Below are 26,224 nucleotides of genomic sequence, written 5' to 3'. Positions count from 1 at the left end.
TTCGTTTTTACAATGAGGAGCGTTTGCAAATCAAATTAAATAAGCTGACGCCAGTCGAGTACAGGCGTCAGCATGCGGCCTAACGGCCGGGGGTTTTTTAAGTGTCTACAAAATGGGGTCTTGACCAACGGAGGGGGATGCGTATTCTTTATTATGAAGTGTTGTCACGTCAGGTATTCTTTGAGCACGCGGGAACACTTTTGCTTGCGCAGCCGATCAATGGTGGTCGCCTCGATCTGACGGATGCGCTCGCGAGTGAGGCCAAACATCCTGCCCACTTCCTCCAGCGTGTAAACATGGTCGTCGTACAGGCCGTAGCGCATGGCGATAATCTCCTGGGCGCGCGGGCTAAGACGTTCCAGCGCGGCTCGCATTTGAACGCGCAGATCGATCTTCTCAATCCAGTCTTCCAACGACGCTTCTCCGTCATCTACGATCTCCGCATAGCTCAGGCATTCGTCATCATGTTCAAATGAGTTGGGTTCGTCGTCCAGTTCAGCATCAATCGATTCCATTTTGAGCATCAGCGCATACTCAATTGCTTCTACTTTTTCTACGGGAATGTCCAACCAGTCGGCAATCTCCTGCCGATCCGGCGTGCGGTTCAGCAGGTGGGCCAGGTGAGTCACCTGCTTTTGATAGTGCCGAATCTGCTCATGCATGTGGACGGGAATGCGGATGAGCGCACCTTTATCGTTAATCGCGCGGGTGATCGCCTGTGAAATCCACCAGTGGGAATAATGGTAGAGACGGACACCTCGGTTCACATCAAACTTGTCAATGGCAGTAAACAGGCCGATAGTTCCTTCCTGGATCAAGTCCATAAACGGCATGCCCTTTTGTAAATGGCGCAGGGCTGTGCTGACCACATAGCGCAAATAGGCCCGCACCAGCGTCTCCCGGGCGCTCAAATCCCCGTCACGCTGATAGCGAACCAGGCAGTCCAGCTCTTCCTCTTTGTCCAACATGGGTGTTGCAGCGACGCTTTCCAGAAACAGCAGGGTTGACGTGTCGGACCGCAACGAGCGGGGCACGGTAATACCCAACTGCTTTTCGACTTCCCGCCAGCGACGGGGAGTAGACTGGAAAGTGGAGGTACTCACAGTCATATGCAACCCTCACTTCTCTGGAATGGATATTCACGTTGAGGTACAAGCCAGTTGTTCTCGGATGCGTTATTGTATGCGTATTTCGACAAAGCCTGGGCAATTCCTCCCTGTTTACAGAATATTAATGTTAGTATTAGCAAATAGTTGATGGAAGCGCTGACATTTTTAGGTATTTTGCTTTACACAAAAAGCATCCCGAAACGACGGGATGCTTGGAGAAAAACGTCGAAAATTCGCGATATCTCGAGCCGGCATTACCGCTTTAGCTCCTCGACGCTGACGACGGGAAAGGCGTGAGCGGGCAGTAACGGCAGAAACGGACGCTCGTCCACGTACGCAACGACCACATGAGAGGGGCCTACCATTGTCTTCGGAGCAAGCCGGAGTTCCTCCCCGCGCTGGGTCACCACCACAATCTGCAGATGACCGCCAGACGGACGCTCTGCGCCGGTTATTGCCTGCTCCAGGTGCAGAGCAGCTCCGTCGTACCGCAGCCGGAGCTGCAGATCCTTACGCCAGGAACGAAAGTCGACGTAATGGCGCACAAACCGCAGCGGATCGGTAGTGACGCTGTCGGCGGCCGGAAGGTAGCTGCTGCCTTCCCGGCGATAGCCGCCATTCTCCCGCATGCGCTGGTCAAAGCGGAGCAGCGCCTCTTCCTCGACCAGATCAATGACGCCCTCTGTCTTCAACACTGGCTCGACTGCAAAGGTAGCGTGATGGTTGGCCAGTTCCAGCAAGGTTTTCACTTCCATCTTTTTCTGCATGGCAATGTCGGCGTCGACGACAAACAACCCCACCAGCAGAAATAACAGCAGAGCCGAAATGGACAGTACATTGATGCCCGTAAGCCTCCCCTCCCTTTTCAAACCGTTCGGGCAGCTATTTCCCATGGGCACCGCCATTCGATTGGGCAAACAGCTTTATTCGCAACCTGGTTTATAAATCGTAATCCATGATGTTGATCGTCCCGTACCGCTCCACCCGCATCGTTTCGCTGCCTACAGGAAGCAGTTGAGTCAGGCGCGGATAGGGGATTTCCACCTGCAGTAAAAATTCATCTTCGTGACTCCACAATACTGGATCGGCCGCCCGCGTTCTGACGATGCTGACGGACAGCTCTGAGTCATGCAGGAAAAACGATTTTTCCGACAGTTCCCGCGAGACAAAGGAACGGACGTCAGCCAATACTTCTGCATCGCTGCCGCCCCCGTGATTGCTGACGTATTTGGCGGCGGCAGCGCTCACCTCCAGCAATTCGTTATGCGTCTGCACCACGGTATGAACCTGCAGGATACCCAGCGGGACCAAAAGAAGCACCATCACATTGAGAAGAACGGCCACAACCTGTCCCATTAGCCCGTCCCAAACCGCGTCACGTTTTCCAACAGTTCCCCGAAAAACCGCGTGCAGACCGAAAGGAGGTTGTCGGGGCCGCTCAACAGCAGGTGAACAGTTATAGGCAGGACGATCACCATCAAGGCAAGCACAGCAATGAGTTTGTTCACACTACCACCCCGGATCAAAGTATTCGGAGGGACGACTGCCCGTAAACAAGAACGCGGCATTGCCTTCCGCAAACTGATTCAGCCATTGGGCGACACGGGACGGCCGGACGGTGAGGGTAAGCGTGACCATTTCGTTTCGCTCCTTCAAGGCCCGCTGCTGCTCCGTTTGAGGCCAGCTCCCCGCAAACACGTCTCCCGTCACGTCCCAGCCCAGCTCCGCCATCTTTTGCCGGTAGTAATCGGCAAGGGCCGGATCGAGATAGCCGATATCCTGCATGTCATCCAGCACATCAGCGAAAATGCTGCGTGCGATCGCTCGTTCCATGGTGTACATGTGGCTGGCCGCAACGGCGGAAAACAGCACAATCATGACAGACAGGCAGATGAGAAATACCTTTGTCTTGACCATCTAAGCCGGTCAGCGATCGTTCAATGAAAGCTGAACGTCGCTGACCTGTACACCCTTTCCTGTTGGGTTTGATACAACTGTTTTGAGGGATCGCTCCCCCATATAAACGCGCATAGACTGCCAACCATGACCAGGATGATGAGAAACGCCTGCAGATTGAGCATCAGTTGCTGGAGTACGGAGTGCCGTCCTGCATTTCGAACTGCACCCGTTCGCTTCTGGTGTCGTATTTGAGCGAGCGGACCGAATTGTTGATGCGTTCCGCCGATTGGTTGGCTGATGGGCTGAGCTCGTTTCCGTAGGAACTGACGCCGATGCCAAGCACCATGACACACGCCAGGAAGATAAAAAACATTTTGGACATACGAAACACTCTCCTTACATGATTTGATCAGGTTGACAAACTGCCGAAAACATGAGCGGGGGAACCGGTTTGTCCTAAGGGATGGCCTGGTCTATCCAATGAACCGCCCTGTCGCGCAAACCGCCCTCATGTACAATCGAGCCGTTTACCTTTGACAGACTGGATACGATAATGCCCAGTGTCAATACAATGCAGATGAGAATGGAAAAGAGCTTAGTCATGTTGCTGCCCCTACCTTACGTCAAGTATTTGTCGAGAATCTCAGTAAGCAACTTGTACCAGGGAAACATGGCTACCAACAATCCGATGTAGAAAGCCGGGTAAACGATCACGCTGTAGCCAATCCCCAGCGATTTGATCTGCTTGCGGTGACGATACATGCGTCGATGATCGACCGCCCACTCCAACCGCTGCATGGTGACAGCCATCTGCCCCTCGCTTAGGTGCTCGACCGTCCTCATGCTGGACACGAGCATGACCGCGTCGTCCACACCAAGCCTGCGCTTAAACGTCTCCAGCGCTTCCTCGCGGTCCTTGTTCCACTCTGACAACGTTGGCAGGTACTCCTTCAGCTTGCGCGTAGGCCGTGCTGCCTTGACCATCGCATTGTATATGGGCACCTGGTTTTCCAGCAGATTTACGTATCGGTTGACGAAGCGGGCGATATCGGTGCTGAGTACTTCCTCGCGGTACCCCGCCCACATCTTTAAGCCGACGTACGGCAGCATAAAACTGATCGCAGACGCCACAATCAGGGAAAGCAGCGGAAAAGACTCGCCTGCGCTCAGCATCCCCCACAACAGAATCAGCACACAAACGGCACTCCCGCTGGCAAGCTGCAGGAACACCCACTCCGGTTTTCCCCAACCAAACGGCCGGCCTGCTCGCGCCAGCAGTTTTTCCCACGCGCCGTCTTCCTCGGCGTTGACCGCCTTTTCCCACAAGCGGCGCCACTGCCCGGTGACAAACAGCCTGGGGCGGCGCATCGACGCCACCTGCTTGCCGATGGCAAACACGGCCACAAACACGAACAGGGACCCCAGCGTCAGGCAGACATACATGAGCAACAAGCGCATCAGCGATACCTCCGTCCCCAGATGAACGCTAATAAAATGGAAAGAGCCCAGACCGTTACCGCGAGCGACAGTATGGCCTGTCCGTCAGCGGTAAAGAAATACAGGCGGTATGAATCTTTCAGCAGGCTCTGGTTGTAAGGAATCAGACAGATGCAGATCAGGATGACCAGAATCAAGCTGACCCAGATCGCGTAAATCTCAGAGTTCCTTTCCTCTTTTTCGTCTTGTTGAATAAACATTTCGTTGGTCAATCGATTCAGTGCGCTCTGAATGTCCTCCGTCTCGCCTTCGAGACCGCTGGCCGCATACATGGCAAAATCGTGGGCCCACGGGTGATTAATCCGCTCGGCGAAGATCTCCACCGCCCGGACGGGATTTCCTCCGTCCGACAGATGGTTGTTGAGCAGCAGCAAATCGGGCAGCAGCTCTTTCGGACATTCTTCCACCATATCTCGAAACGTCAGGATAATGTTTTTCCGGCTGCTGTAATAACGTGCAAACAGGTCGACAAAGCGGCAAAACGCGCCAATTTTCTTGTTGATGCGCACCGTATAGCGGGCGTACAGCAGCAGAGTCGGCAGCAATACCAAGAGCACAAACAGGGACAGGGATACGACGATATTGCCAAGCAGGATGCCGGAAACAAACCCTGCAGCTCCCCCAATCAGCGACAGCAGAATATGGGCTTCCGGCGTACCGCCAGCGATCCCGCACCATTTTTCGTACCTCTCGTATATGATGCGGTTTGTTTTGTGGCGCAGCATCCTCTCTCGCCACACGGCCACCGTCTTGGGAAAGAAGACGTTGGGAGCGGACCAGGTACGGTACAAATGAAGCCCGAGCAGCCAGAACCCGGCAAACAGGCAGACAGACATGGGAATAAACAGCAGGTGTTTCATAGCATCCTTCCCATATCGATGAGACGTAACTCCTTTAAGACAGCCAGATCAGCCCTGCCCACGTGGCACATGTATTCCACCAAATGTTCGTCCAGCTTCTTCCCGGTCCATTCATAAGCACCTGTCTGCCTGTTGCGAAAGACAAGCGGCACGGACTCAACCCGGTTCATCACGTCGTTCCATTCGCTGACATGTATGGCGTCGATATAGCGGTGTCCATTATTCCGATAGGTCAGTGAATTGACGAAATTGACTGCCCGACTGATCCTCTCCTGGGTCAGTTCAATGCTCCGTCCGCCATATTGATAAACGAGGTCGGTCAAGTCTTGCAGTGCCTTGTGTGGAAATCGTTCATGCATGGCGGCGATCGTAGCGTCTGTTCCCCGCACGCCGGCGTTGACAAAGTGATACGCTTCGATCGGCTCCCGTATCTCCCCGATCAGAATCGTGTTGGCGGTGGTCCGGTACATGTCCTTGAAGCAGCTTTCCAATTCGATGCCGATCTCTTCCACATTTTGCAGTTCGATCACCTCGCCCGGCCAAACATCACCAAATCTCATTTCATGTTCACTTTCAAAAAGCGTGACGTACTCGGTTTGAGGGTCTTTCAGTTTTAACATGCAGAGCATCAGCGTTGTCTTGCCTGCTGCCATCGGTCCGATCACCAGGACGTTGCTTCTGCCGTACACCTGCTGCTCCAGCAAAAGCTGCACCCTTTCGTCAAACGTGGGCAGCGGCTGCATTCGCAATTGGTCCAGCGAAAACGAAGGCGTGGTAAAGCGGCGCACAATGATGGTCGGCACCCGGGAATAGGGAAAGGTGAACATGGTCAGCCTGGCTTTCAACGAATCGAGATACCCGCTCAAGCGCGGCTTTTTTTCGTGAAAGGTCAGGCCGGCGGCATTGGTCAGCTTTTGCTGAAGCGTCTCCACCTCCGTCCAAGTGGGTGTGTACGGCAGGCTCTTTTTTTGCCCCTGCTCGATGTACGCCACCGGTCGACCTGCTGACACCCGTACCTCCTCCACCCATGGCGACAAATGCAGGACGGCATCCAGAATTCCCCACCCGTACGTGGCAAACAACAGCCCTTCGTATCCGTTGACATGCGGCAGAATTTCCTCGGTTACCGGCCGCTTCAGCACTTCTTCAAAGTAATGCTGCAAACGCAGGATGACATGGTTGTGGCTGTTCCGGTCGCCCATCTCCGCGAGGGTCAATATCCGCTGCATCTCCATCTTCTCCTCGGGAGTGGTGCCAAAGTGGTTCAGGTAGTCGCGGGCTGCTTGCTTGAGGTCTTCCACATCCTTGAGCTGCGATGCGTTCCATTGTCGGATAGCGGTTTTCATCGGCAAACCACAGCTCCTTCGTCCGCATGTACCGCATCCACCATCGCCTGCAGGCTGGTGACGTACGGCTTGGGCGGAAAGATTTCTTCCACCAGCACGCTGTGACTGCGGTGCGATTGAATCAGCCGGGCATTGGAAATGCGCGGCACCACTCCATATACGGAGATTCCTTCACCGATGCGGTACGTCTGCCCCTTGTCCAGATGACTGAGCATCACCTGATACTTCACCCCCCGCTCTGCCCAGGCATGAATCCACGCCTTTGCGTTCTCGATGCCAAACGGATCAGCCCGCACAAAAAACAGATTGCGGTCGGACTCGTAAATCAACCGGTGCAAGGCCTCCGTCTCCGGAAAGCAGTATCCCCAGTCGATGTAGATGTAATCGAACTGCTGGCGCAGGGCCGTGAGCAAATTGGAGATCTCTCCGCTTTTCCAGTTGCATGTGGCGCTGGCATAGTAGAGGTTGGGCAAGTGGCTGATCTGTTTGCAGCCTCGCTCCCACTTGCGGACCAGCGCTGTGCGCATTTCCAGCAGGTCTGGCCGAAACAACGCCAGATGATGCTGCTGCAGCTTGAAAAAACGGGTCAAATCCGGCTTTTGCGCGTTCATGTCAAGAACGACGATGCGCTTGTCGGGATTGCGCTTTGCCAGCAGAATCGGATAATTGATGCAAAACGTGGTGATGCCTGAGGAACCGTAGCTCATCAAAGTGTAGACAATGCCGTCGCCCTTTGCGGCGGGCAGTTCCTCGTTTTGCTGCGTAACGCCCAGTATCAGCGCGATTTTTTCCCGGATCTCCTCCTGGTTGAGAGTGGCCGGAAGGATGTACAATCCGGCTGGATCGATTTTCTCCATGACTGTTGCGATCAGGGATTCATCCTTGTACAAAGGCACGATGATAACGGGCACACCCTCCGGGAGAACCTCCTGCACACGCGGCAGCCACTCCCAGACCGGTTCGTCAAACATTTCGGAAAACAGCACCGCTGCTTCCGGTCGGTACAGTTTGGCGAGGCGAAAATACTCTTCGGCCGACTCTGCAACCAGCGACTCGCATTCCGTCGGCAGGTAGGTTTTGACCAGTGATTTCATCGGAAAACATACAAGGGTTCTCATGGGGTCCGATCCTCCGCATCGGAAATTTGACCAATCTGAATGGTCCCGTACATCATGGCTTCGCTCAATGCGACATACTGCTGATCGGAAAGGTTGAAGCCGATATAAGCCGTCAAGGCGGTCGGCTGCGCACGGTAGTCGCGGTAACGCTTTTCCCCGTTCAAGAGCGGTTTTTCCCGGGAGCCGTTAAACACAGCATCCATGTGATCGGGGCCTGGAAGCATGCTTGGCTTCAGCGTGTATATCTCCGTACCGTTGCTGTCCTTCACCGTTGCCAACCGGCTTTCAAACAGCAGGTCGGCCGTCGCGTTCGTCTTGCGAAAATGCGTCGGTTCGGGCAAATGCTCCAGCTCCGTCGGCGGCTTGTACTTTACCCAAATCTTGACGCGGTCCCCTTTTCGCAGCTCGGTGATGGGTTCGATAGACGTCAGCGGAAATTCGTAGCGAGCCTCCCCCTTTTCCGGCAGCAGTTGCGTATCGGTCAGCTTCTGTTTCAGCACTTGTTCCCCGGCGTAGATCGTCTGGGAACTGCGTTTTCCCAATACGCTCTCCAGCGATTGAAAAGACCCGGGCAAAATCTCGTCCACTTCTTCCTGAACCAGCACCACGTCCTCTCGCGTGATCGGTTCAAAGGGGTCGATCTGTTTTCCTTCGGCCACCTTTACCACCGGCGCAAACAGCCGTTCAATGGCCAGCGCGTCGATATACCGGGTCGCCGCGTAAAAGCAGGAACCGGCCAAGAGAAACGAGAGCAAACTGATGAGCAGCAGCGTCTGCTTTTTCATAACATCCTTCCCTTTTCCGAGTGTAGCAGCGGTAGGAACCGATGTTCCTCCTCCGTGTACAGCTCCAGCAAGAGGCTGGCTTTTGCTTGGGCAGCCGCCGTTTTCTCGCTGTCGATCAGGGGAATGACCGCGTCAATGCCTGGAGCAAAACGTTCGCTGTTCCAGAGCGAGATGGTTCCTTCCACCTTTTTCATGATGGCGGAGCGGCTCAGATATTCGTTCCATTTGTTTGCGATCAGCCTGATTTTTTCGCCGTGTTTCTCCCACCACGAGGGCGTTTCTTCTGTCAGAAACAATCGGGTAAACCTGGCCAGGTCGGAATCGAACACGACCCAGATTTCGTCAGCCAGATCCATTACCCGGACGGCCTGTTCTTCTTTCCAGCGCGAAGACAAATCGATGACGACCGTGGCGCTCTCTTTGGTCATTCTCAGCAGCCAGTCCGCCGTGTCGGTCGGAGTTGATGATTCATTCGACAAAGGGGTATCCACCAAGATGCGCAAGTGATTGGATTGCATGAGGAGCACGGATGCGGATGAGTTCTTGAAGCGATGATGCGCTCTGCGTTCGCAGTCGAGCGCGAAGTAATAATAGGAAGCGGTACCGGGCAGTTCGCACAGCGTGACGGAAACTCCGCTGCCGGCCAGCAAAAACGACGCGTTGGCCGCCAGGAAACTGGCGCCGGCCTGGGCGTACAACCCGGTTACGGCGATACAGCGGCGCACCGCTGCAGGTTGTTCTTCCGTCAAAGAGGCTGACAGTTTGTCCTTTAATGACTGCCACAATCGCTCTTCTTCCCGGGATCGGGCGTATTCCCTCTTCTCCAGTTCGCGGAACTGGGTGACGAAGCGGTTTACCTGCTGAAACATCGCTTACCCCGCCTGCGAACCCTTCTGATTCTCTTTCGTCAGCAGGTACTTTTTAAATTTTTCCACCATTTCCTTCATGGTCAGCGACTTGCGGTGATAGTAGTAGATTTTTCGGAGCCGTTCGCGCTCCTGCGGGGTGAGCTCCTGCTTTACCTGGCTGACCATGTCCTGCAGCAGGGCCAGTTCCACGTTGTTTGGCCTGCCTTTTCGCGGAGGGTTGGCAAAAAGCTGCTGCTGCTTCTTGTCAAACGCATTGGGATACTCCACCAGCCACATGTCCACCAATGATTCGATGTCATCGTACGTGCGAATCCCGAGCTTCATCAGGTATTTGAAGTAGGCGGGCAGCGTCCGTTCGCGGGCCTGTCCCATCTGCCAGCGCTTGATAAATCCCGTGGGTGTCGTCAACAGTTTGGTCACGTCCCGAATCAGTGCGCTGCGATTTTCCGACTTGTATTGCACAATCGCCTCCTTGACGAGCGAGAACAAAATGTCGTGGTAGTTGGCCTCATCTGATCGGCTGCCGTACTGGAGCAGATACCAGTCTTCCACCGCCTGGTCAAAGTCTTTGCGGCATGTGGTTAACCGGAGCTGGTCTAGGTGTTCGTAAAAGCGATCCAGTCCGTAGCGGGCAACGAACTCTTCCTGGTAACTGCCGAACACGTACGCGATGAACACTTCTTTCAACTCTTCCAGTGAAATCAGGCAATTCGTTTGTTCGTAGCAGCGTTCGACCAATTCGATTGCGCTATTCACAATCACTTCAAATTACCCCCAATATTTACAAATTTATACATTTATAGACATTTTGCTACATCTCTCGCGCTTCGTCAAATTATTTTTCCATATCGGAAAAATGGGGGATGATCCGCCTCGCACGCACCCGTGCAAGGCGAATCCCGAGAGGTCTACTCCACGTAAAAGTAGAGTTCCTCTCCCGTCGCGAGCAGAAGAGCGATTCTTCCCCCGCGCTCCATGACGGTTGGAGCACTCTCCATCGTCACTGCCCCGTCATTGAGTACAACTCTGCTTCCAAATCGGTGCACAGACTCGATCTGGAAGAAACCCTGCGGCATGCGGTCCAGCGACAGATGCCTGCCGGGTTTGTGCTTTTGGTAGCGGACTCGCCTGCCCAAAAACAGCTCCACGTTTGCGGAGCATTTGTGGTGAGCTTCTACTGTTGCCATGCGCAACGCCTCCTTTTCTCACCAACATACGGCCGTTTCATGTGCTTATAAGCCTATGAAACTACCTTTACCGTATGAAAAGACAGCGCATGGACGCAAATAAATTTTACGGTTCGTTCCACAATTCAGGATCGGCCAGTTCGGGATACATGTCGGTGATCATGTCGAAAGGGGAGAAATACAGGGTATCGACCAGGATTTTCAGCTTGTACTTTCTCAGCAGGCTGTATGCCTGCTCCGTCTTTCCGAAGATGCGGGGAAGCTGCCGCAGGTCCTGCAGCTTCATCAGTTCGCGGCACATGTAGTCAAAGCAGATTTTGGCCCGTTCCTCCCCCTTGACACTCTGAAAGTACAGCGGTGGAAAGTGGCGGCGGACGCCCGCCAGCACTTCCCGGTACACCCACAGCACCTTTTGTTTTTCCGTCATTCGCGGAAGGTACGGATACGCGTATTCGACCATGTAGTAGACGTCCTGCGGCTTCGCCTCGATCGGCGGCTCAATGTACTCGCGGACCAGATGCAGTTTCAGTTCCTTGACGTCCTTGATGCTCATCTCCTTCCGCGCCTGCTCCGGTGTCCATTTTTTTACCTGTTCGATCGCGTACCGCAAGACAAGCTGCACTTTTTGCTTGCGGTATTGTGCATCTTCAAATTCGTACGGCGAAAAGCGCTTCTGTTCTCCGTTGAGAATACGCTTGTACCGTTCGACAATTCTTGACGGCACTGCTCCTCACTCCTGTCCCATTTCTGGAATATATTGTTACGTTACCATGCAGAAATAGGACAAAAATAACAGTTCACCCGCGCTTATCTGGTTCAAAAATCATAGATGCCCGACTGGGACGTTCTGTCCATCCCGGCTTCGACCTCCTGCCACAGGAGGGGAAGTTGGCTGAAAACCTCCACGCGTACGTGATAAATGCCCTGCCGGTACAAATGTTTTTGCTCTCCCTTTTGATGAATGATCACTGCTTCATCCGCCCGCCGTTTGATGGCCGGACTGTTCAGGCGCCACAGAATCTCCGCCTCCTCCCTCGCGCCGCGAACGATGTCGGCCTTGTTCCGCCTCGCTTCCCTCGTCGTGGCAAACAGATACGTCCGCTTGCTGCCCTCATCGTCGATGTACACCCACTTTCCTGCAGCCCGCGCCCCTTTGGACACGATGTCAGCCGTCTGCTGCGCCTGCATGCTCAACAATCCCGCCTGGCCTGTGAGTAGCAGCAGCGATACCAGTCCGCCCAGACAGAGGAGAAAAAAGAGCGCGGTCAACGTGATGGACCCGCGCTCATCAACCAATCGCTCGCTTATCCCGCGCAAGCGCATCAACTTCCTTCCTCCGCGTTTTCGATCATTACGTGGTAGCTTTCCGTCACTTCCTGCGGCGTGCCGGATGCCAGCAGGCGAAATGCGATCGTCGCCTTCGCCTCGACGTGATTTCCTTTTTTCCACGTCCCGCCCGTAAGCGACAGCCGCACCTCCCCCCACGTCATGCCAATGCCCTGCTCCAGCTCCGCCTCGCCCCGTTCCCTGGCGTGGTACTGCGCCAATCCGTAATTGGGCTGCACGGCGGCGATCCGCCCGGCCTCATAGGCGGCCTCCAGCGCTTTTTGCCGGTTGTAGAGAATGGTAAACTGGTCAAACGTAAATACAAACAGTATCCAGACGAGCGGAAATACCAGTACAAACTCCAAGAGCTGGCTGCCACGCTCGTCCCATACGAAACGGCTCCAACGTTTTTTCATCTGCTTACCTCCAGGCCGGCTGCAGCAAATAAGCGGCCAGCAGGAAAACCGCATAGGGAAAAACAAGGGCGGATTCTGCACGACCAGGCAGCCACAACTGCCGATGCGCGATCCAGCCCGCCGCCAGTCCGTGCAGATTGAAGCGCAGCCGCCGCCACGTCTTCGGACGGCAGCAGACTACTGCCAGGCACAGCAGCAGCGAGTGCAAAAACAGCGGATACACCTCCGCCCAACTGGTCCAGGCGCCGACTGCCATCAGCAGCTTCTGGTCGCCCATCCCCATGCCTCGCACCGCGACCGGCCCGACCGTCAGCAAAAACGCCCCCAGCAATCCGCCCAACGCCAGCCATCCCGCTCCGCTCTGCCACTGATAAAGCAGACCAGCGGCCATTGCGGGCATGGTCAACCTGTTCGGCACCTTGCGGCAGCGCCAGTCAGACCACGCAGCGGCCGCCAGCAGGGCGAACAAGACCGCCTCTTTCATTTGCTGAGCTTTTCCTCCAGTTCCTTCAACTTGGCGTCCTCCGCTTCCCCCAGGGTAGCCAGCGTGGGAATGATCAGAATCAGGATGACGGCGATGATAATGACCATCTCCACAATCGTGACGCCATCCTCCTCCCGGGCGAATCTGCGCACGTATTCGCGAACGAGCGACATACAATCCCTCCTTTGCGGTGTGTATTATCACTCTGACAAAAGACAGCGGGCACCGCAAAAAAAAATTACAGCCGCGCGCCAATGCCCATGAATGCTGGCCCCATGACCAGGTACAGCAAAGGGACGCCCATCATCACGATTACAAACGGCAGCAGCCGGACGCTCAGCCGATTCATGTGGGCGGAAACCGCATCTTCCTGCTGGCGGACCTGCTCCTCCACCAGGACGGCCAGCATGGGAGCCACGCTGACGCCTTTGCTGATCGCCTCGTTGATCTCCAAGGCGATGGCCGTCAGCGTATCCACCTCCCAGCGAAAGGCCAGTTCCTCCAGGGCCTTGCGCCAACTGCCGCAGCGCTTCTCTTCCACTTCCAGCCTGGCAAGTTCGCGTCCCAGCCTCCCGTCAAAGCGGCGGGCCGCCTGTTTGACCGCTGCCTGTATCGGCATGCCCGCCTCGACAAGCGCCTGCACAATGCTGAAAAAGACCGGCACCTGTTCCGCCATTTCCGCCTTCGCCCGCTTGTCCGCCCATTCCAGGAGCAGGGTGGGCAGCAAAAACGCCAGGACGGCCCCCAGCATCGGCCAGGCAGCCAGCATACTCCACTCCCGCCCGCTGTACAGCCGGGCAGCCAGCTGCAAGGCCGCTCCCAGCAAGACGGCACCGCCCACTGCCTTGGCCAGGGCCACTTCCGTCACCGTGATTGGGGAGCGCAGCCGGTAGAGCATGTCCGCCGTTTTCTTTCGGTCCACGCCCGTCCATCGGCATAAACAATCCAGCCACCGCTCGCGCCGCTCCAACAGGCGTACGATCGTCCAGGAGGACCGCCGACGGCGAAACGATTCCGCCAAATGGGCCTGCCGCTCCCGCTCCAGCCGCCCAAACAAATCTCCCTCATCCGCAGCCGTCTTTTCCAGGCAGGCCGGCAGCCCAAACAAGAGCACGGCCACCCCGGCCAGCGCGCTGATCAACAACACATGGTCATCCTCCTTTGTGAATGCCTTTGCGGGCGAGGTGGCGAATCACTTCCCCGCCAATCAGAATGGAGAGCAGCGCGCCCAGAATGGACAGGCGTCCTTGAATCGTTGCCGTCAGCGGATCAAAATGGTGCGGATTATTTACGTACAAGGCGGTGACAAAGACAAACGGCATGACGCTCAGCACGTTGACCTGTGCCACGATCTGCGCCGTCGCCGCCCTCTGCCTGCGCAGCGATTGGCGGCGCCTGAGGATGGTGGCCGCCGCCAGATCAAGCGTTCTGGCCATGTCTCCGCCCATTTCCCGCTGAATCTGCACGATGGTCGACAAGTAACGGACATCTGGCGAGCCCGTCCGCCGGTAAAAGGCAGCCATCACCTGTTCCAGCGGCACCTGCGCCCGCAGCAGCTCCACCACCCGGCGGTATTCGTCCGTGACGGTCTTGTTCACGTACGGACTGGCCGCCACTTCTTCAAATGCGTGCAGGTAGGACGGAGAGGTGCGAAGCGAGCTGGCCATCAGGCGAATCGCCTTTACGTTATCCTCTTCAAACCGGTCTTTGCGCCTCGCTCCCAATACGCTGACCAGCCGCTCCGCAAACAGAATGCCGGCAGGCAGGGCGGGCAGCGCCAGCCACCAGGAACGCAAAATCTGCCCGCTCACTCCGTATGCAGCCAGTCCGAACAGGCAGACCAGCGCCACGTACTGATGGACCTCCATTCCTGAACCCGATCGCTGCAGCCGCTCATCCAACCGGTCCCACACGCTCTTTCGCTCCTTTTGAAGCTGTTCGACGATTGCGTGCCTGCCTGCCGATCCCCCCTGCCAGAAACGGCGGGGAAGCAGCAGCAGGACGATTCCCGTGCCTGCCCCGGCGGCAATCACCATCCCGATATCGACCATGATTTGTCCCTCCTACATTGGGATGGGCGTCGGAAAAAAGACTTGTTCCGCCTCTTCCGGCCGCAATCCCTTTTCCAGCCAGCGCCGCACCAGTTTCTCCGGCTTGTAGCCGGTCCATCTGAACTGTCCCACCACTTTGCCGTCCCGTATCCCTGTCGGTTCGTACACATAGATGTCCTGCAAATATACGCGTTCGGCGATGACCTGCCGAACGTTGCAGGCCCGCCGGATCAGCTCCTCGTGCGACTGACCGGTTCCCACCACTTCGGTGATCGCCACCACTTTGCGGCTGCCGTCCTCCTCGAACCGCTTGACCTGCACAATCAGGTCGAGCGCCGAACCGATCATCAAGTTGCGCTCCAACGAACTGTACGTCTCATCCGCTTTGCCGAACAGGATGGGCAGGGTCGAGTCAACCAGCGCACGCGGCGAATTGGCGTGGGCCGTGCTCCAGCTGCCCGGGTGGTCGGTATTCATCGCCCACAGCATGTCGACGATCTCCCCTCCACGCACCTCGCCGACGATAATCACGTCCGGCCGTTTGCGCAGCGAAAGACGGACACAATCCCGGATGGAAAACCCGCCTTTTCCCTCATGGTTGGGCGGTTTGGCCAGAAAGCGGCGGACGAACGGATGCTGCAGTTTCAGTTCCAGCACGTCCTCGATCGTGATGATGCTCAAGTGGTGCGGCACGTATTGCGAGATCAGATTGAGCAGATGGGTCTTGCCCGACCCCGTCCCGCCACTGACCAGCCCGGATGCACGGGACAAGCCGACCGCCCACTGCAAAAAGCGAAGCATCGGCTCGCAGATCGAACCGTAGGCCAAATAGTCCGCCTCTGTCAGCAAATCGCGGTGTTTGCGGATCGTCAGCATGTGGCCGTCCGGCGAAATGGAGCGGTGGGCTGCCGAGATGCGTGAGCCGTCTGGAAGCTGGGTATTTAATTCCGCCCTGGTTTCGTTAAACTCCCGACCCATCGAGGCGGCGATCTGCTCCAGCAGGCGGAGCATCTCCTCCTCGTCCCGGAACACGGGAACATCCGGCACTTCCAACCTTCCCGTGCTCTTGCGCTCCACCACCAGGCGGTCGTAGCGGTGAAACAGGATTTCCGTGATGTCCGGGTCCTCCAGCAACGGGTCCAAGGGGCCCCAGCCAATCAGCGAGCGCAGCAGCCGCTCCACCTCGACTTCCAAATGCGCGGAGGCAAGCGACGTGCTGGTCTCCAGCAGCAGGCGGATATCGCGGGACAGTTCCTCCAGATACGCCGGCTGATGCTTTTCCTCCCACAGCCGCTTTCCGTGTTTCTCCACAATTTGCGTCCGGACGGCCGCCTCTGTCTCCGCCGGTATCCGCTTGTCGCCGACCGGCTGCTGCATGTGCATCCGCTCGTTTAGCGTTTGCGGCGCGCGCGCCGTTTCCCGCACATGGGATCGCAGGTCAAACCGCTCTCGTCCTGCCGTTTGAATCCCCAGCAGCGTTTTTCGGTCAAAATTCATCACGTTTCCCTCCTTACCGCCACAGCCATTTCAACAAGGCGGGCCGCTCTTTCGCTTTTCCCTTGACGCTGTCGTTTTTGGCTGAATCCAGCGGCAGCAGGATGCTGCCGAGCGCTTCGATCGCCTCTTTTGCCGCGCTTCTGCCGGGATGAAGCACCATGGGCGTCCCGGTGTTGATCGACTTTTTCACTTCCGCGTCATCCGGGATCGGGTGGATCTTTTGGCTCGGATGCAGGTGAAAATACGCCCGAATCTCGTCCAGTGTAAACATCTCCCGCTTCTGCATCCGGTTCATGCACAATTGAATCCGCTCCTCCGGATATTCCGCCTCCCGCAGCAGTTTTAACATCCGTTGAATATTTTCAATGGAATCTACGATGGGATTTCCGACCATCACCACGCGATCGGCAAAAAACAACGCCTGGATCGTCGCGTCCGTCGTATCGGGTGCCGTGTCGATCAGGATCACGTCGTACGCGCTGTGTTTGAGCGTTTCCAGCATCAGGTACAGGTGGTAGTCGCGAATCTCAAAACTGTACCGGATGTCCCGCGGCGACGTGAGCACGTGAAGGCCCGTTTCCTCATAGGTAACGACGTACTTGTCCACCTCTTCGGGCTGCATCTTCACGGCCGCGACATACTCCTGCCACTCCTCGGGGCGTACGTCCAGCGGATCTTTGCCGTGACGGCGAACCAGTTCCTGCAGCCGGGCATCGATGTCCTGCACCCAGGTGAACAGGTTGGGCGAACGCGGCAGATTGAGCGACGTGGCAAACGTGCCCAAATCCAGGTTAAAGTCGACTGCCAGCACCCTGAGCGGCCGCCCGTCCCGCTTTTGCAGGGAAAAATAGACCGCCAGCTCCCGCGACAGAAAGGTCTTACCTACCCCTCCCTTGGGGCCGTAGACGGTAATCAGGTGCTTGCTCGACGAGCGGCTTTCCCGGTAAGGCTGGACCGGTTTCGCCTCGGCGACGACATGAAGACCGGGCGCAGATCCACTCTCTGCGGCAAACGCTGGGGCTCCTCCCGCTTGCACTCCTCCCATCGGCAGCACCTGCAGGGAAGCGTGCTGCATCGCCAGCGCCTCCAACTGTCCGGGCTGGATCGGCTTGGCGATTACCCATATGCCCAGGTTGCGAAAAAACGGTTCCCACGCCAGCTCCCGGGGCTCGCATGCGGCGATATACGCCAAATGGGGAAACGCCAGCCGAAATTGCTGGCACAGCACGCCTCGTTCGGCCTCCCTGATCCCGCCCAGCAGCACCAGATCTGGCCGGACGTCACGCAGCATCCGCCAGGCGGTTTCCACATTTTCCGCCTGGCCGCACGGCTCCAGCCACTGGCTGCCAGCCAACTGCTCCCCAAGCGCGCTGCCCACGGCGGGATCGTCATCCACGATCAGCAGTCGTTTTCTCACGAACGTTCCTCCTCTCCGTCGATCCATCGTTTTTTGGTCTTGATCAAGGCGGCGGCAAACGCCGCGTCACCAATACCTGCTGTTTGCCCGTCTGCCGGTGACGCCTGGCCCAGGCGGATTTTGCCGTAGTGTAGCGCATGGGTAAGCAGAACGGCCTCGTCCATCCTGAGCGACAGGGTCACCGCCTTCAGCCGGGGATGATCCCCCTCCATCTCCCGCTGGACGCCGATGATCGGCATGTTTTTCAAAAGCAGCCCCGTGTGGGCGCCGGCGTCGTCTTCAAACGATGCATACACGTGTACCCGCTCCCCGACAGCGACGTAGGGAGTCACACCCGATACGTTGTCGACGGGGATGCTGATGCCGGTCATGGATGCACCCAGTGCCTGCTCCTGCCCTGCTGCACCCGGCCGTTCCACATCCTCGGCCAACAGCGGCCGGCCTCCCTCTACCCGGCGGGCCAGGGGCAGGCCGACGAAGCGCGGCGCCTCCTCCCACGCGATCAGCCCCGGCACCGGAGACGACTGCATGCGAAACAGGCCGCCAAGCGAAAGCTCCGCCCGCTCCAGGTCGGACGCTTCCAACCGCTGTCCGCTTTCTTTGACCACTCCCTGCCGCAGTTTGACGTAGGCGATCGTGTGCGGCTTCAGCACGTGATACGCACCGGCCGCCACGCAGGCCGCCAACAGCAGGATCGCCACCAGCCGCAGCGGATGTATCGACATCCCGCAACCTCCTCTCCTGTATGCTGCCATCAGCGTACAAAGGGATAACGGGACAAAAAAAGCCGCTCCAGGTGTGGAGCGGCACAGACGGGGGACAAAACGTCTGGGACTGACCGATTTCATTATCCGGTTGGTGCCGGTTTTTCGTTCATCTTCTCGATTACCTCTTCAATTTCAACCCCTGCAAAATCTGTAAACAGATTTTTTATAGCTGCAGCAACAATACCCAGGAGTAACAGCACAAGCAAAACGGCAACCGCCGGAGGGGTCCACTCTCCCACGAAATTCCCCTCCCGATTACGTGTTCCGCCAACCCTGCAGTCCTTCTCACTGCTCCGCTCTGCAATTGTCCTTTCGTAAACAATCAAATCTCGCTGCGGCTAGAACAGTCTGTATACGTAGGCAAGTAACATACCGAAGAAGAACAAGGAAGTGACGCCAATCGGCTTTCGCTCCCTCTCGATATCTATCAACCTGAAAATAAAGAACAGAATCAATATGACAATCTTCCAAAGAGCGGATACAAATGGAAACGTAAGGCCGATTCCAAATGCGATCGTTCTCATGACTATAAAACTGGCAGATTTCATTTTCTCCTCATTCACCCCGTTGATTCCCTGCACACGTACAGTCGCCCGGAGCATCGCCATTCTCCTGCACTCGTCATGCTTGTAAGAATGCCGCTTTTATAAATCTATCATGTTCTATCAGCCAAACATTACCATTTCTTATCACAAATGTAAACAAGAAGCTATTGCCGATAAGCCACCGAAAAGAGAAAAGCCGCAGCATTCCTGAAGAAGCTGCGGCTTTCTCTTTCCACTGCGCACGCGTTTCTTTGCGCGTACGCCCCTTATTGATTTCGTTCGTAGATCAGGCGAAGTCCCTTCAAGGTCAGGTAGGGATCGACCACGTCGATGCACGATGCCTCATCTGCGACCAACGAGGCCAGGCCGCCGGTCGCCACCACGGTGGGGCGGGTCTTGTTCTCGGCGATAATCCGCCGTACGATGCCTTCCACCAGGCCCACAAACCCGTAGTAGATTCCGGCCTGCATGGCAGTAATCGTGTTGCGCCCCACCACGCTGGGCGGTTTGGTCATCTCGAAGCGCGGCAGCTTGGCAGCGCGGCTCACCAGCGCTTCCGTGGAGACGCTGATCCCCGGAGCGATCGCGCCGCCCCAGTACTGTGCCCGTTCGTCCACGTAGCAAAACGTGGTGGCCGTCCCGAAGTCGACGACGATCAGCGGCGCGCCGTAATGATGGATGGCCGCCACCGCGTTGACGATCCGGTCCGAGCCCACCTCGCGGGGATACTCGTACTTGATGTTGAGGCCGGTCTTGATCCCCGGTCCGACGATCAGCGGCTTGATGCGGAAGTATTTGTCGCACATCCGCTCGATCGTCAGATTCAGCGGCGGCACCACCGAAGAGATGATCACCCCGTCCACCTGATCCAGCGTCAGGCCGACGCTGTCAAACAAACTGCGGACCAGCATGCCGTACTCATCCTCGGTCTTGTTGCGGTCGGTGGCGATCCGCCAATGGTGCCGCAGCTCTTCGCCCGTATACAGTCCCATGACAATATTGGAGTTGCCGACATCCATCACCAGTAGCATGCGGGTTCCCCTTACCGTTTACGTGTATTGAGATCGAGACTGATATCCAGCGCCTTGACCGAATGCGTCAGCGCCCCGACGGAGATGACGTCCACACCCGTCTCCGCGATGGAACGGATTGTGTCCAGCGTGACGCCGCCGGAGGCTTCCACCACGGCGCGGCCGCCAATCAGCGTCACCGCCTGTTTCATTACGTCCAGCGGCATGTTGTCCAGCATGATGATGTCCGCCCCTGCGTCCAGCGCCTCCTGCACCTGGTCGAGCGTCTCCGTCTCCACCTCAATCGTCATCGTGTGCGGAACCGCCGCCCGGGCCGAAGCCACCGCCTGGGCAATGCCGCCGGCGCCCTTGATGTGGTTGTCCTTGATCATCACCGCGTCATACAAGGCGTAGCGGTGGTTGTGACCGCCGCCGACGCGGACCGCGTACTTCTCCAGCATGCGCAGCCCCGGTGTGGTTTTGCGCGTATCCACCACCCGCGCCTTGGTGCCGGAGACCGCTTGGGCGTACTCGCTGGTCCGGGTGGCGATGCCGGAGAGGCGCTGCAGCAGGTTGAGCGCCAGCCGCTCTCCGCTGAGAATGGAGCGGACCGAACCGCTCACTTCGGCGATCTGCTCCCCCTTTTCGACGCGGGCCCCTTCCTTCACCAGCGCGGTAAAGGACAGCGTCGGGTCCACTGTTTCAAACACCAACTGCGCCACCGGCAGACCGGCGATGACGCCCGCTTCCTTTGCGTACAGAATCCCGACGCCCTGCGCCGTTTCCGGGATGGTGCTCATTGTAGTCACGTCGCCAAATCCGATATCTTCCTGCAGCCACTCTTCGATTTTGCGCTGCAATTCCCGTTTACTCCACATCGTACTGTTCACTCTCCTCGCGCACGCCTTCGCCGATCGATTGGATGATGTGCTTGCGCCAAATCAGGTCGTCCTTGTTGGGGAAATCAATGCGATAGTGACCGCCCCGGCTTTCCTCCCGCAGCAGTGCCGCGCGCGTCGTCAGCACGGCGGTATTCAGCAGGTTGAGAAACTCAAACGATTCCCGGTCACTGTACGTTCCGTAACAAAACTGCTGCATGCGCTCCAGCTCGTCCAGCGCTTTTCGCAGTCCTTTCTCATGCCGTTTCAAGCCCACGTGGCGCAGCATCAGTTTTTGCAAGCGGACCCGCTGTTCCCGCGTGTCCACGCTGCGGGATGTCCGCTTTGGCTCCACCGCGGCAAACGGACGCACCTCGGGCAGCGGCGTCAGCTCGCGGATGCGGCGAACGATGCGGTGACCGAACACCACCGCCTCCGACAGCGAGTTGCTCGCCAGCCGGTTGGCACCGTGCACCCCCGTGCAGGACACCTCGCCGCAGGCAAACAGCCGCCTGGTGGAGGTCTCGCCATTCAGATCCGTCTGCACCCCGCCCATGATGTAGTGGCAGGCGGGCGCCACCGGAATCCAGTCCGTCACCATGTCCAGCCCGTACTGCAGGCAGAACCGGTAGATGGTCGGAAACCGGTGCTTGATCAGCTCTTCCGACTCATGAGTAATATCCAGGTATACGTAGGACGAATGGGTCTTTTCCATCTCCGACACGATCGCCCGGGCCACGACGTCGCGGGGAGCCAGTTCTTTTTGCGGGTGGTATTTTTCCATGAACCTCTCGCCGCTGGTGTTGCGCAAAATGGCTCCTTCCCCGCGCACCGCCTCCGAGATGAGAAAACGGGGCGCTCCCGGGTAGTAAAGCGCGGTGGGATGAAATTGAATAAACTCCACGTCCTTGATCCGTGCCCCGGCGCGGTACGCCATCGCGATCCCGTCCGCCGTGGCGATGTCGGGGTTGGTCGTGTAGCGGTAGAGCTGTCCCGCTCCCCCCGTCGCCAGCACGGTTGCGTTTGATTCGAGGAAAAACAGGCCGCCTTCCTGGTTCTGCACGATGACTCCGACGCACTCGCCGTCCTGTGTCACCACATCGATCGCGAAGTGGTTTTCCAGCACGGTGATGTTGGCTTGATCGCGCACACGGGCGGACAAGGCGCGGACGATCTCCGCCCCGGTCGCGTCGCCGTGGGCGTGCAGGATCCGCCGCTTGCTGTGCGCTCCCTCTTTGGTCAGCTCATAGCGCCCCTGGGCGTCCTTGTCAAATTTCGTACCGTACGCGATCAGCTCTTTCAACCGCTCCGGTCCTTCGTGCACCAGCACCTCCACCGCTGCGTACGAGCAGAGGCCCGCTCCGGCGATCAACGTATCCTGCCGGTGCAGCGCGGGGGAGTCCGATTTGGCCGTCACAGCGGCGATCCCTCCCTGGGCCCAGCGGGTATTGCTGTCGTCCAGCCCCTTTTTGCTGATCAGTACCACGTCGGCGTACTCGCTCGCCTGAAGTGCCGTGTACAACCCGGCAATCCCGGCGCCGATCACCGCCACGTCCGTTTTTACACGAGGCAGCGTATGCAGGTCAAAGTCAACGATATAACGGGGAATCATGCCGCTGTGTCCCTTCTCTCTTCCGTGTGATCAAATGGCACATCTTGTCCCACTCATTATAGCAAATACCCGTTTGCCGCCAAAAGCCGGTATGCCGCCCGATAAACAAGCAGATGGCCGATCGCCGCTCGTTACAGCCAGCGGAAAACATTTGTCACTACCCGGCTCCCCCAAAAACGGGAGCGGCAAAAAAGAAAACATGCCGCCCATTTTCAGGCAGCATGTTTCGCTCATGCGTTCGCTTGCGTCCAATCCATTACGTCCCATTTACAGAGAGCGCGCCTTTTTTCCTGTACAGACGGCCGCTCACTGTGCCGGCCGGCACTCCTTGCACGTACCGTATACCTCAAATTTGTGGCCGGTCACCTGGAATTCCTCCGGGATCGATTGCAGCACGCTCATCGGACAGCCGGGCAGTGCCGACGTCTTGCCGCATACCGTGCAAATCACGTGATGATGGTGGTGGCCGTCAACCGAGCAGGCCAGCCGGTACTTTCCTTCCCCGTCCAGCTCCGTCTCTTCCAGGATGCCCAGTTTCACAAATGTGGAGATGTTGCGATAGACTGTGTCAAAGCTGAGGGAGGGGTAGTGGTCCCTGATTCGCTCCATGATTTCCTTGGCCGACAGGTACCGTTTCTCTTCCGCGCAGATGCGGATCATCTCTTCCCGTTTGCCGGTGTATTTGTATCCGTTTTCTTTCAATATCTGCAGCGCTTCTTCTACCGTCATCGCCAACGCTCCTTCCCGCTTACTATGGTCTTACCGCAGAGCGGCCCTCAGCCGTTTCACTCCCAATACCGCAACCAAGATGAGAACAGCCATCAATACAATGGTACCACCTGAAGCCCAGTCCAGCAGATAAGCAAGGTAGAGGCCGACCAGCACGGACATCTCCGCGAAGACGATCGCGTACAGGATCGTCTGGCGGAAGCTGCCGGCAATCTGCAGGCTGGCCGCCACCGGTATGGTGATCAGCGCCGAGATCAAGAGCACGCCGACAATCCGCATCGACGCCGCGATCGTCAGCGCGACCAGCACCATGAACCAGAGGTTGATCGACCGGCGAGCCACCCCGGAGACGCGGGCAAATTCCTCGTCGAACGAGACGGCAAACAGCTCCTTGTACAGCAAAAACACGGTGACCAGCACCACCGCCGCCACGCCAATCAGCGCATACAAGTCGTCCTTGGTCACGGCGACGATCTTCCCGAACAAGTACGAGTACAGGTCGGCGTTAAATCCTTTGGCGATGCTGATCAATACCGTAAACAGCCCCAGCCCGCCGGAGATGATGATCGGTATCGCCAAATCCTGATACGATTTGTATACCTTTCTCAACCGCTCGATAAACAGCGATCCTGCCACCGAAAACAACATGCCGAAAAACAGCGGATTGACCGCTTGAAACAGCGCCACCTTTTTGGACAGCAGCATCCCCGCCGCGACGCCGGAAAGCGTCACGTGGGACAGTCCGTCCGCCATCATCGACAGGCGGCGCACAATCAAAAACGTCCCCAATATGGGACAAATCAGTCCGATCAGCACCCCGGACAGCAGGGTGTAACGCAAAAAGTCATACTGCCACCAGTCAGCCAGCATGGTCATGCTCCTTCTTTCCGTTCCCCGATTGTCAATGATGATGAGCGAGCAGCTTCACCGTATCGCCGTACATCTGCTGCAAGATGCGCTCGTGACTGTGGGCAAACTCGTCCGCCGTCCCGTGGAAGTGCAGCCGCCGCTGCAGGCAGGCCACCTTGTTCACCCACTGGGTCATCACGCCCACATCGTGGCTGACGATCATCATCGTCATGCCGTTCTCTTCCTTGAGCGAGCGCAGCAGCTCGTAAAACTGCTCGATCGATTCCTGATCCACGCCCACCGTTGGTTCGTCGAGGATCAGCAGTTCCGGCTCCGCCACCAGCGCCCGGGCGATAAACACCCGCTGGAGCTGACCGCCAGACAGGCTGCCGATCCGCTGATCCAGCTTTTCCGCCAAGCCGACGCGTTCCACCACGTCCCGCACCTTCTCGTGATGGTGCGGCTTCAGGCGGCGGAACAGCCCGACCTTGCCCACCAGGCCGGAGGAGACCACTTCCCGCACGGTAGCCGGAAAACCGCCCGCGCCGTGGGCAGCCTGCTGGGCGACGTAACCGATCTTGGTCCAGTCGCGGAACCGGGAGAGCGGCTGACCGAACAGCTCCACCTTCCCTTTGGTCGCCGGCAGCAGACCGAGGATCAGCTTCATCAATGTCGATTTGCCCGACCCGTTGGGACCGACGATGCCGACAAAATCCCCCCGCTCCAGCGTAAAGGTGACGTCGTCCAGCACCACTTTATCTTCGTATTGAAAGCTGACCGAAGTGAGCTGTACCACGGCCTCTTTGTGATGCGTCCGTTCCATAAGACAATCCCTTCTCAAATCGGATTTATTCAGATTTGCTCCCTTCATCCTACTACGATTAGCCAAAATCCTCAAGTATACACATATCCTTCGCATTCACCGGCACGGGCAAGCACACTCGGAGGACAACCTCGTCTTCTTACTGCAGCGCTGTGCGCAGCATGTTCAGATTGTCGCGCATGATGGAGAGATAATCCTTGCCGGACTGAGCTTCTTGTTCCGTCAGTCCTTCCAAGGGGTTGAGCGTGCCTGTTTTCACGCCTGCCTCTTTGGCGATGACCTCCGCCACTTTCGGAGAGACCAGCGTTTCAAACAGAACGTAGGAGATGTTGTGCTCCTTGATGTGCTCCACCAGTTCCTTCATGTCGGAAGGGGACGGTTCATCCGCCGGGTTAAGTCCGGAGATGGCCACCTGTTTCAATCCATAACGGTGCGCCAGGTAAGCAAATGCGCTGTGAGAGACCATAAATTCTTTTTTCGGCGCCTTTGCCACCATCTCCTGAAACTCCTGGTCAAGCTGGTCCAAGTCGCTGGCCAGCTGCTTGAAGTTCGCTTCGTAATCGGCCGCGTGCGCCTGGTCTTTTTGCGCCAGCGCCGCCTTGATCTTTTCGGCCTGCTCCTTCAGCATGGTCGGGTCGAGCCATACGTGCGGGTCAAACTGCCCGTGCTCGTGGGCCTTTGTCGAGCCTCCTTCCTCGTGCTCCTCGTGTCCGTGTTCCGCGCTCCCTTCCTGATGTTCGTCACCGTGCTGGTGATCCTCCGCGGCCTTGAGCAGTTCCAATCCTTCCGTGGCGTTGATCACAACCGTCTTGTTTTTGTCGAGACCCTCGACCGCCTTGTCCACCCACGCCTCAAAGCCATTGCCGTTGTAGATGAACAGATCGGCTCCCGACAGGCCGACCATGTCCTGTGCCGTCGGTTCAAAATCGTGGGGTTCAACGCCGGTCGGCACGATGTTGGTTACCTCGGCGTGATCGCCGGCGATCCGCTTGGCCGCGAACTCCAGCGGATAGATGGAGGTGTATACTTTCAGTTTTGACGCGCCCGCATCTGTCTGGGGCCCGTTTTGGGAGGCGTCCTGCGCTCCGCAGCCGGCAAGCGCTGCCGCCGTGATGACACTCAGTATAGTTAACAGGCTCTTTTTCATCCT

The 26,224-nt window shown here is 57.3% G+C and carries 33 protein-coding genes; all 33 read right to left on the bottom strand.

The window, feature by feature from the left end:
* Nucleotides 1-164: 164 nt before the first annotated feature.
* On the bottom strand, nt 165-1,109 hold the full coding sequence (locus ETC00_RS16680; RefSeq protein ID WP_171567255.1) for a sigma-70 family RNA polymerase sigma factor: 945 nt from the start codon (nt 1,107-1,109) through the stop codon (nt 165-167).
* A gap of 254 nt (nt 1,110-1,363) precedes the next feature.
* Nucleotides 1,364-1,927, bottom strand: a complete 564-nt coding sequence (locus tag ETC00_RS16675; protein WP_171567259.1) for a hypothetical protein — start codon at nt 1,925-1,927, stop codon at nt 1,364-1,366.
* A 121-nt stretch (nt 1,928-2,048) separates the two neighbouring features.
* Nucleotides 2,049-2,465: a hypothetical protein gene (locus ETC00_RS16670; RefSeq protein WP_171567254.1), complete on the bottom strand. Its 417-nt coding sequence runs from the start codon at nt 2,463-2,465 to the stop codon at nt 2,049-2,051.
* Nucleotides 2,465-2,617 carry a hypothetical protein gene (locus ETC00_RS16665; protein ID WP_171567253.1) on the bottom strand — a complete coding sequence of 51 codons (153 nt, stop codon included), beginning with the start codon at nt 2,615-2,617 and terminating at the stop codon, nt 2,465-2,467. Before ETC00_RS16665 ends, ETC00_RS16670 begins: the two co-directional genes overlap by 1 nt.
* Nucleotide 2,618: 1 nt before the next feature.
* A complete protein-coding gene (locus tag ETC00_RS16660; protein ID WP_171567252.1) occupies nt 2,619-3,026 on the bottom strand; it encodes a hypothetical protein in 408 nt (135 codons plus the stop codon).
* A 163-nt stretch (nt 3,027-3,189) separates the two neighbouring features.
* Nucleotides 3,190-3,390 carry a hypothetical protein gene (locus tag ETC00_RS16655; RefSeq protein ID WP_171567251.1) on the bottom strand — a complete coding sequence of 67 codons (201 nt, stop codon included), beginning with the start codon at nt 3,388-3,390 and terminating at the stop codon, nt 3,190-3,192.
* 74 nt (nt 3,391-3,464) lie between these two features.
* Entirely contained in the window at nt 3,465-3,611 is a 147-nt protein-coding gene (locus tag ETC00_RS16650) for a hypothetical protein (RefSeq protein ID WP_171567250.1), read from the bottom strand.
* A 15-nt stretch (nt 3,612-3,626) separates the two neighbouring features.
* Nucleotides 3,627-4,466: a hypothetical protein gene (locus ETC00_RS16645; RefSeq protein ID WP_171567249.1), complete on the bottom strand. Its 840-nt coding sequence runs from the start codon at nt 4,464-4,466 to the stop codon at nt 3,627-3,629.
* On the bottom strand, nt 4,466-5,365 hold the full coding sequence (locus ETC00_RS16640) for a hypothetical protein (RefSeq protein WP_171567248.1): 900 nt from the start codon (nt 5,363-5,365) through the stop codon (nt 4,466-4,468). Before ETC00_RS16640 ends, ETC00_RS16645 begins: the two co-directional genes overlap by 1 nt.
* A complete protein-coding gene (locus ETC00_RS16635) occupies nt 5,362-6,711 on the bottom strand; it encodes an ATPase, T2SS/T4P/T4SS family (RefSeq protein ID WP_171567247.1) in 1,350 nt (449 codons plus the stop codon). The genes ETC00_RS16640 and ETC00_RS16635 overlap by 4 nt, the downstream gene beginning before the upstream one ends.
* Nucleotides 6,708-7,829, bottom strand: a complete 1,122-nt coding sequence (locus tag ETC00_RS16630) for a CpaE/TadZ family protein (RefSeq protein WP_171567246.1) — start codon at nt 7,827-7,829, stop codon at nt 6,708-6,710. The genes ETC00_RS16635 and ETC00_RS16630 overlap by 4 nt, the downstream gene beginning before the upstream one ends.
* Nucleotides 7,826-8,614 (bottom strand): SAF domain-containing protein, encoded by a 789-nt coding sequence (locus ETC00_RS16625; protein WP_171567245.1) that lies wholly within the window; start codon nt 8,612-8,614, stop codon nt 7,826-7,828. Before ETC00_RS16625 ends, ETC00_RS16630 begins: the two co-directional genes overlap by 4 nt.
* The gene (locus ETC00_RS16620) at nt 8,611-9,483 is read right to left on the bottom strand and encodes a CpaE/TadZ family protein (RefSeq protein WP_171567244.1); all 873 of its coding nucleotides are present in this window, start codon (nt 9,481-9,483) and stop codon (nt 8,611-8,613) included. The genes ETC00_RS16625 and ETC00_RS16620 overlap by 4 nt, the downstream gene beginning before the upstream one ends.
* A gap of 3 nt (nt 9,484-9,486) precedes the next feature.
* Nucleotides 9,487-10,245 carry a hypothetical protein gene (locus ETC00_RS16615; protein ID WP_171567243.1) on the bottom strand — a complete coding sequence of 253 codons (759 nt, stop codon included), beginning with the start codon at nt 10,243-10,245 and terminating at the stop codon, nt 9,487-9,489.
* A 146-nt stretch (nt 10,246-10,391) separates the two neighbouring features.
* Nucleotides 10,392-10,670 (bottom strand): hypothetical protein, encoded by a 279-nt coding sequence (locus tag ETC00_RS16610; RefSeq protein WP_171567242.1) that lies wholly within the window; start codon nt 10,668-10,670, stop codon nt 10,392-10,394.
* Nucleotides 10,671-10,776: 106 nt separating this feature from the next.
* Complete coding sequence (locus tag ETC00_RS16605; RefSeq protein ID WP_171567241.1) at nt 10,777-11,394, bottom strand: DUF4046 domain-containing protein; 618 nt, start codon at nt 11,392-11,394, stop codon at nt 10,777-10,779.
* 92 nt (nt 11,395-11,486) lie between these two features.
* Nucleotides 11,487-11,993, bottom strand: a complete 507-nt coding sequence (locus ETC00_RS16600; RefSeq protein ID WP_171567258.1) for a hypothetical protein — start codon at nt 11,991-11,993, stop codon at nt 11,487-11,489.
* Nucleotides 11,993-12,412, bottom strand: a complete 420-nt coding sequence (locus ETC00_RS16595; protein ID WP_171567240.1) for a TadE/TadG family type IV pilus assembly protein — start codon at nt 12,410-12,412, stop codon at nt 11,993-11,995. Before ETC00_RS16595 ends, ETC00_RS16600 begins: the two co-directional genes overlap by 1 nt.
* A 4-nt stretch (nt 12,413-12,416) precedes the next feature.
* Nucleotides 12,417-12,896: a prepilin peptidase gene (locus tag ETC00_RS16590; protein ID WP_171567239.1), complete on the bottom strand. Its 480-nt coding sequence runs from the start codon at nt 12,894-12,896 to the stop codon at nt 12,417-12,419.
* The gene (locus ETC00_RS16585; protein WP_171567238.1) at nt 12,893-13,069 is read right to left on the bottom strand and encodes a pilus assembly protein; all 177 of its coding nucleotides are present in this window, start codon (nt 13,067-13,069) and stop codon (nt 12,893-12,895) included. Before ETC00_RS16585 ends, ETC00_RS16590 begins: the two co-directional genes overlap by 4 nt.
* Nucleotides 13,070-13,134: 65 nt before the next feature.
* Complete coding sequence (locus tag ETC00_RS16580) at nt 13,135-14,043, bottom strand: type II secretion system F family protein (RefSeq protein ID WP_171567237.1); 909 nt, start codon at nt 14,041-14,043, stop codon at nt 13,135-13,137.
* Nucleotides 14,044-14,047: 4 nt separating this feature from the next.
* The gene (locus ETC00_RS16575) at nt 14,048-14,947 is read right to left on the bottom strand and encodes a type II secretion system F family protein (RefSeq protein ID WP_171567236.1); all 900 of its coding nucleotides are present in this window, start codon (nt 14,945-14,947) and stop codon (nt 14,048-14,050) included.
* Between the two features lie 12 nt (nt 14,948-14,959).
* The gene (locus ETC00_RS16570) at nt 14,960-16,444 is read right to left on the bottom strand and encodes a TadA family conjugal transfer-associated ATPase (RefSeq protein ID WP_171567235.1); all 1,485 of its coding nucleotides are present in this window, start codon (nt 16,442-16,444) and stop codon (nt 14,960-14,962) included.
* A gap of 13 nt (nt 16,445-16,457) precedes the next feature.
* Complete coding sequence (locus ETC00_RS16565) at nt 16,458-17,861, bottom strand: CpaE/TadZ family protein (RefSeq protein WP_171567234.1); 1,404 nt, start codon at nt 17,859-17,861, stop codon at nt 16,458-16,460.
* Nucleotides 17,858-18,586, bottom strand: a complete 729-nt coding sequence (locus ETC00_RS16560; protein ID WP_171567233.1) for an RcpC/CpaB family pilus assembly protein — start codon at nt 18,584-18,586, stop codon at nt 17,858-17,860. The genes ETC00_RS16565 and ETC00_RS16560 overlap by 4 nt, the downstream gene beginning before the upstream one ends.
* 122 nt (nt 18,587-18,708) lie before the next feature.
* Nucleotides 18,709-18,867: a hypothetical protein gene (locus ETC00_RS16555; protein ID WP_171567232.1), complete on the bottom strand. Its 159-nt coding sequence runs from the start codon at nt 18,865-18,867 to the stop codon at nt 18,709-18,711.
* A gap of 572 nt (nt 18,868-19,439) precedes the next feature.
* The gene (locus ETC00_RS16550; protein WP_171567231.1) at nt 19,440-20,204 is read right to left on the bottom strand and encodes a type III pantothenate kinase; all 765 of its coding nucleotides are present in this window, start codon (nt 20,202-20,204) and stop codon (nt 19,440-19,442) included.
* Nucleotides 20,205-20,215: 11 nt separating this feature from the next.
* Complete coding sequence (nadC, locus tag ETC00_RS16545; protein WP_171567230.1) at nt 20,216-21,061, bottom strand: carboxylating nicotinate-nucleotide diphosphorylase; 846 nt, start codon at nt 21,059-21,061, stop codon at nt 20,216-20,218.
* Nucleotides 21,051-22,673, bottom strand: a complete 1,623-nt coding sequence (gene nadB / locus ETC00_RS16540) for an L-aspartate oxidase (protein ID WP_171567229.1) — start codon at nt 22,671-22,673, stop codon at nt 21,051-21,053. The genes nadC and nadB overlap by 11 nt, the downstream gene beginning before the upstream one ends.
* 306 nt (nt 22,674-22,979) lie before the next feature.
* Nucleotides 22,980-23,402, bottom strand: a complete 423-nt coding sequence (locus tag ETC00_RS16535; RefSeq protein WP_171567228.1) for a Fur family transcriptional regulator — start codon at nt 23,400-23,402, stop codon at nt 22,980-22,982.
* A 30-nt stretch (nt 23,403-23,432) separates the two neighbouring features.
* Nucleotides 23,433-24,272 carry a metal ABC transporter permease gene (locus ETC00_RS16530; protein WP_171567227.1) on the bottom strand — a complete coding sequence of 280 codons (840 nt, stop codon included), beginning with the start codon at nt 24,270-24,272 and terminating at the stop codon, nt 23,433-23,435.
* Nucleotides 24,273-24,303: 31 nt separating this feature from the next.
* Nucleotides 24,304-25,074, bottom strand: a complete 771-nt coding sequence (locus ETC00_RS16525) for a metal ABC transporter ATP-binding protein (RefSeq protein WP_171567226.1) — start codon at nt 25,072-25,074, stop codon at nt 24,304-24,306.
* A gap of 139 nt (nt 25,075-25,213) precedes the next feature.
* Complete coding sequence (locus ETC00_RS16520) at nt 25,214-26,221, bottom strand: metal ABC transporter substrate-binding protein (protein ID WP_171567225.1); 1,008 nt, start codon at nt 26,219-26,221, stop codon at nt 25,214-25,216.
* Nucleotides 26,222-26,224: the final 3 nt, after the last annotated feature.

This window comes from Brevibacillus sp. MCWH (assembly GCF_013096935.1).
In the GTDB taxonomy this organism is placed as follows: Bacteria; Bacillota; Bacilli; order Brevibacillales; family Brevibacillaceae; genus Brevibacillus; species Brevibacillus aydinogluensis.
This window is presented reverse-complemented; position numbering and strand designations above follow the sequence as displayed.

Excerpts from the sequence above, each read along its gene's own strand:
- ETC00_RS16645 (WP_171567249.1), bottom strand. The coding sequence starts at position 4,466 with ATGCGCTTGTTGCTCATGTATGTCTGCCTGACGCTGGGGTCCCTGTTC.
- ETC00_RS16640 (WP_171567248.1), bottom strand. The coding sequence starts at position 5,365 with ATGAAACACCTGCTGTTTATTCCCATGTCTGTCTGCCTGTTTGCCGGG.
- nadC (WP_171567230.1), bottom strand. The coding sequence starts at position 21,061 with ATGTGGAGTAAACGGGAATTGCAGCGCAAAATCGAAGAGTGGCTGCAG.
- ETC00_RS16680 (WP_171567255.1), bottom strand. The coding sequence starts at position 1,109 with ATGACTGTGAGTACCTCCACTTTCCAGTCTACTCCCCGTCGCTGGCGG.
- nadB (WP_171567229.1), bottom strand. The coding sequence starts at position 22,673 with ATGATTCCCCGTTATATCGTTGACTTTGACCTGCATACGCTGCCTCGT.
- ETC00_RS16630 (WP_171567246.1), bottom strand. The coding sequence starts at position 7,829 with ATGAGAACCCTTGTATGTTTTCCGATGAAATCACTGGTCAAAACCTAC.
- ETC00_RS16590 (WP_171567239.1), bottom strand. The coding sequence starts at position 12,896 with ATGAAAGAGGCGGTCTTGTTCGCCCTGCTGGCGGCCGCTGCGTGGTCT.
- ETC00_RS16595 (WP_171567240.1), bottom strand. The coding sequence starts at position 12,412 with ATGAAAAAACGTTGGAGCCGTTTCGTATGGGACGAGCGTGGCAGCCAG.
- ETC00_RS16625 (WP_171567245.1), bottom strand. The coding sequence starts at position 8,614 with ATGAAAAAGCAGACGCTGCTGCTCATCAGTTTGCTCTCGTTTCTCTTG.
- ETC00_RS16600 (WP_171567258.1), bottom strand. The coding sequence starts at position 11,993 with ATGCGCTTGCGCGGGATAAGCGAGCGATTGGTTGATGAGCGCGGGTCC.
- ETC00_RS16570 (WP_171567235.1), bottom strand. The coding sequence starts at position 16,444 with ATGAATTTTGACCGAAAAACGCTGCTGGGGATTCAAACGGCAGGACGA.
- ETC00_RS16655 (WP_171567251.1), bottom strand. The coding sequence starts at position 3,390 with ATGTCCAAAATGTTTTTTATCTTCCTGGCGTGTGTCATGGTGCTTGGC.
- ETC00_RS16635 (WP_171567247.1), bottom strand. The coding sequence starts at position 6,711 with ATGAAAACCGCTATCCGACAATGGAACGCATCGCAGCTCAAGGATGTG.
- ETC00_RS16550 (WP_171567231.1), bottom strand. The coding sequence starts at position 20,204 with ATGCTACTGGTGATGGATGTCGGCAACTCCAATATTGTCATGGGACTG.
- ETC00_RS16535 (WP_171567228.1), bottom strand. The coding sequence starts at position 23,402 with ATGACGGTAGAAGAAGCGCTGCAGATATTGAAAGAAAACGGATACAAA.
- ETC00_RS16585 (WP_171567238.1), bottom strand. The coding sequence starts at position 13,069 with ATGTCGCTCGTTCGCGAATACGTGCGCAGATTCGCCCGGGAGGAGGAT.
- ETC00_RS16520 (WP_171567225.1), bottom strand. The coding sequence starts at position 26,221 with ATGAAAAAGAGCCTGTTAACTATACTGAGTGTCATCACGGCGGCAGCG.
- ETC00_RS16610 (WP_171567242.1), bottom strand. The coding sequence starts at position 10,670 with ATGGCAACAGTAGAAGCTCACCACAAATGCTCCGCAAACGTGGAGCTG.
- ETC00_RS16525 (WP_171567226.1), bottom strand. The coding sequence starts at position 25,074 with ATGGAACGGACGCATCACAAAGAGGCCGTGGTACAGCTCACTTCGGTC.
- ETC00_RS16575 (WP_171567236.1), bottom strand. The coding sequence starts at position 14,947 with ATGGTCGATATCGGGATGGTGATTGCCGCCGGGGCAGGCACGGGAATC.
- ETC00_RS16530 (WP_171567227.1), bottom strand. The coding sequence starts at position 24,272 with ATGCTGGCTGACTGGTGGCAGTATGACTTTTTGCGTTACACCCTGCTG.
- ETC00_RS16560 (WP_171567233.1), bottom strand. The coding sequence starts at position 18,586 with ATGTCGATACATCCGCTGCGGCTGGTGGCGATCCTGCTGTTGGCGGCC.
- ETC00_RS16650 (WP_171567250.1), bottom strand. The coding sequence starts at position 3,611 with ATGACTAAGCTCTTTTCCATTCTCATCTGCATTGTATTGACACTGGGC.
- ETC00_RS16670 (WP_171567254.1), bottom strand. The coding sequence starts at position 2,465 with ATGGGACAGGTTGTGGCCGTTCTTCTCAATGTGATGGTGCTTCTTTTG.
- ETC00_RS16660 (WP_171567252.1), bottom strand. The coding sequence starts at position 3,026 with ATGGTCAAGACAAAGGTATTTCTCATCTGCCTGTCTGTCATGATTGTG.
- ETC00_RS16620 (WP_171567244.1), bottom strand. The coding sequence starts at position 9,483 with ATGTTTCAGCAGGTAAACCGCTTCGTCACCCAGTTCCGCGAACTGGAG.